The organism is Herbiconiux daphne, assembly GCF_024979295.1.
In the GTDB taxonomy this organism is placed as follows: Bacteria; Actinomycetota; Actinomycetes; order Actinomycetales; family Microbacteriaceae; genus Herbiconiux; species Herbiconiux daphnes.
This window is the reverse complement of sequence record NZ_JANLCJ010000773.1, coordinates 1-531: the sequence shown is the minus strand read 5'-3', so window position 1 is coordinate 531 and position 531 is coordinate 1. Positions and strand designations below refer to the sequence as shown.

Sequence of the window (531 nt, the reverse complement as noted above, 5' to 3'; positions counted from 1 at the left end):
TAAAAAATGTGGTTCAACTCTACGCTATTCACTGAATAAACGTTGTGTAGAGTGTAAACGACAGCACAATAAAAAAGATTGGCAAAATGAATTAGTGAAACGTCGTCATAATCTGGAAAATGAATAATTGGTTTGAGTTATTCACGTAAAAACGTGGGTACTTTTCAAAAGTCATACTCCAAACCAGTATAAGGATTTTTAATTGAGTAGAAATTTTGCCGTACTAAAACCACTGAAAGAAGAAGCCAAGCGAATTGGAAATAAAACATTTTTAGCTGATACACCATGCCCCAAATGTGGGAGTTATGAAATTTACACCAATCAGAAAGGCTATGTTTGTGTTGGTTGTCATCTGAATAAGAAGAAGCTACACGCTGAAAAGAATATTGAAGCTATCCGACAACAAAGGCGAGAGAGTTATAATCGAAATAGACCTAATCACAATCCTGAAAAGTTTGTGTTTGATGGTGTTAAACGTGCTGGTGTTTATGAAGCTGGTGCTACTACACAAGCTGAATTTGATAAGGTGAA

The 531-nt window shown here is 35.4% G+C and carries 1 protein-coding gene; it reads left to right on the top strand.

The window, feature by feature from the left end:
• Positions 1 to 202: 202 nt before the first annotated feature.
• Positions 203 to 531: hypothetical protein (locus N1032_RS27615; protein ID WP_259543925.1), on the top strand; the 329-nt coding region annotated here is incomplete at its 3' end.